At 39.9% G+C, this 2,956-nt stretch carries 3 protein-coding genes; all 3 read right to left on the reverse strand.

The window, feature by feature from the left end:
• Positions 1-141: 141 nt before the first annotated feature.
• Positions 142-1,455 carry a sensor domain-containing diguanylate cyclase gene (locus G589_RS0117505; protein WP_026523008.1) on the reverse strand — a complete coding sequence of 438 codons (1,314 nt, stop codon included), beginning with the start codon at positions 1,453-1,455 and terminating at the stop codon, positions 142-144.
• 102 nt (positions 1,456-1,557) lie between these two features.
• On the reverse strand, positions 1,558-1,932 hold the full coding sequence (locus G589_RS0117510; RefSeq protein ID WP_026523009.1) for a YccF domain-containing protein: 375 nt from the start codon (positions 1,930-1,932) through the stop codon (positions 1,558-1,560).
• Between the two features lie 247 nt (positions 1,933-2,179).
• A complete protein-coding gene (locus G589_RS0117515) occupies positions 2,180-2,851 on the reverse strand; it encodes a hypothetical protein (RefSeq protein WP_026523010.1) in 672 nt (223 codons plus the stop codon).
• Between the last annotated feature and the right edge of the window lie 105 nt (positions 2,852-2,956).

The following is a 2,956-nucleotide window of genomic DNA, read 5'->3' on the forward strand; positions in this document are numbered from 1 at the left end:
CATAAAAAGCAAAAGAGAGACTGAAATAATGCTATCAGTCTCTCTTTATTATATCTTTGATTGATTCGCGACCCTTAACTTAATGACATTGGACTCCGTCCCTGGGGCTCAAAAATACCCGGATAAGGGTATTTAAATTTTTCAGTTTCTCTTCATTCTGCGGTCCTCATGGGTCTTATAGAATTCCCGCTTGTCCACATACATGGCGTTGTCTGCCCTGTGGAATACATCAGAATATGTCCTGTCTATCTTAGGATCATAGGTCGCATATCCGATGGAAATCTTGTTGGTCAAAAGCTCTTTTACCTTAAGTATCTTCTCTGAAGGATCCAGGTCATCCAGGATAGCCACGAATTCATCGCCGCCAACCCTATATATCCTGTTACCTCCGAATACCTGAAGAATCTCTTTTGACACCTCAATGATAAGCTTATCGCCCTGGTCATGACCAAAGTCGTCGTTGATCATCTTGAGCTGATTGATATCAAACACAACTACCGAAAATACCAGCTCAGGATTACCGGCTATCTTATCTTCAAGAATCTGCAGATACTCCATGTAGGAGTTTCTGTTATTCACTCCCGTAAGGACGTCAATGTAGGCGTGAGATCTGATGACCTCTATCTGGTTCGTCAGTCTCATCTGCATGATAACGATCTTCTCCTCAAGGAGTTTGACCGAATCATTCACGCTCTTATCCGAGTCTGTATCTGAGAGAGCAAAATATCCAAAGTCATCTTCGCTGGAATCAACCTCTTTTAACAGAGTCTCAATGCCGTTTGAAAGATCGTTCATCTTATCTACAAGAGCAATAAATAATTTGTTGTACTGCCCTGTGATCATGACAGCCAAGAAAATACCGACAATAAGCGCCGCGGAAATAAAGGCGACAATAATGTAAAAGAGCTGCCTGATCCTTTGATTATACCAGTCAGTACTAAAATCCGCTGCCACAATACCGGCCACATTGCCCTTTGAGTCAAACACAGGTGAATAGGAGCTGTAAAACTCGCCCCATTCATCCGCATAAGGAATTTCATCTACACCTGCTGTTCCCTTGCTGGCATTGTACAAAGCATCTGTATAAACGATAGGAGAACCGAATTCCCCCGGATCCTCGATGGTAGGGTCAACACCAAAGACAAACTCTTTTTCACTGACCTGTATAATGCAGTAGATGTAAGAGAGCTCAATGTTATCCTGGAAATACGTGAGGGTCTTCATGACGCTATTATATTCCGGAGAGCCATAGTCATCAGCCGTTATCTTCGCAAGCTCATCGCCGTTTAACATAGCTGCTGCCGTGTTGGATATATCCAGCATACGCTCGTTGATCTGCGTTCTGAGGGCATTTATTGCCACTCTGCTAAGGGCAAAACCAAAGATAACATTGAATATTACTAGTCCAATGCATATAAGGATCGTATATTTAGTTGCACGATCAAGTTTCTTCATGCAACTATTTTACTACTTTTCCGCTTATCATTGTAGAATAAACCGTAAGTTCTTGCTCAAGATCGTGAAGTCGTTCAATCTTTTTTTCCCCTCGTTTATGAATCAGAGATATTTTGTTCTTACAACCTTGGTGCCAAATGGGAAAAGAGCCAGTTTCGCGATTTTAAAGAACTGCTTTCCGAAAGGAATTCCCACAATTGTTATGCATAAAATGCATCCGAGAACCGCATTTGTGATCGCAAGCTCGATGCCGGAAAAGCATATCCACAGAATATTTAAGAGGCATGAAACTGCTCCGCCCTCATCCACGATCTCTTTTCCGAAAGGATTCAAAGAGATTGATGAAAGCTTAAAGCACTGGATACCCACCGGAATTCCGACTACGGTAATGCACCATAAGATTCCTGCAAGCCACCATCCTATTGCACTGAAAAGTCCTCCAAAGATAATCCATAAAATGTTTCCTAAAATTCTCATGATGTCCCTCCTGACAATTGCTTTTTTATCATTTTCAAATCATTATTGCGCTTATATGCATGCAATTCAATTAAAATGAAATAAAATTACGGTTACAATCTTATTAACGATAGAAAATTGTTGTGGCATTAATCTAAAAAAATGTGAGTCAGTGGGGACGTTTCAGTTTGACTCATTTTGGTTCGCAAAATGAGTCAAACTGAAACGTCCCCACTGACTCACAGGGCTACTCTGCTGCCAACAGGTGTTATTGAATAATTTTATCAATCACTTGCTCATTCTGAGGGGTCTGGCTTAAATCTCTGATTATGCTTATTATGGCTGTAGCAATCATGCCAATCACTATTACAACCAGTCCACCGATGTCAAAACTGTTATAAAAGCTCTGTGAAAAATTAGCTTTAATATACTTAGCCCAAATGCAACCTAAAATGACGAAAATATTAATCCCAGCTGCTATAGCATATAAAACTGAAGCTATTATACTAGTAAAGATATTTCTTTTAGCACTACAGTCAACTTTGGTGCTCATCAAGTTAGAAGCCAGCACAATTCCTGCAGAAAGTACGTATATGAAAGTCACAAAGACAGCCTTTTGCCATGTTGCAAACTCTATGCTGCTGCCATATATTATCATTGCAATTCCTATAAAGAACATAGATGAAGCAATGGTCACAGGCCCGCTGGTCTGTTCAAATCTAAGCAAAACAAAAATAGTCAGCTCAACCAGTACTATAATTGCAAAAATACTGGTTGTAGCCTCTCCTGGTATAACATCTTTCAATCTTGGGAAGGAATAGATCAGAAACAAAACTCCAATTAGCCCCGAGACGAATGGTAATCTTCTCATAATTGCATCCGCGGCAAAAGTTAAAACCATCATTACTATAGCAATTAACAGAACAAAAAGAGATAACATACATTGATTCCTCCTACTATTAGTATTAGTCATAGTCTTTCTTTACCTTTTCAATAGGTTCGACTATGCTGTTTAAGATGCTGTGGATTGGTTGTTTTCTCCTAC

It is taken from the genome of Butyrivibrio sp. VCB2001 (genome assembly GCF_000423965.1).
Lineage (GTDB): Bacteria > Bacillota > Clostridia > Lachnospirales > Lachnospiraceae > Butyrivibrio.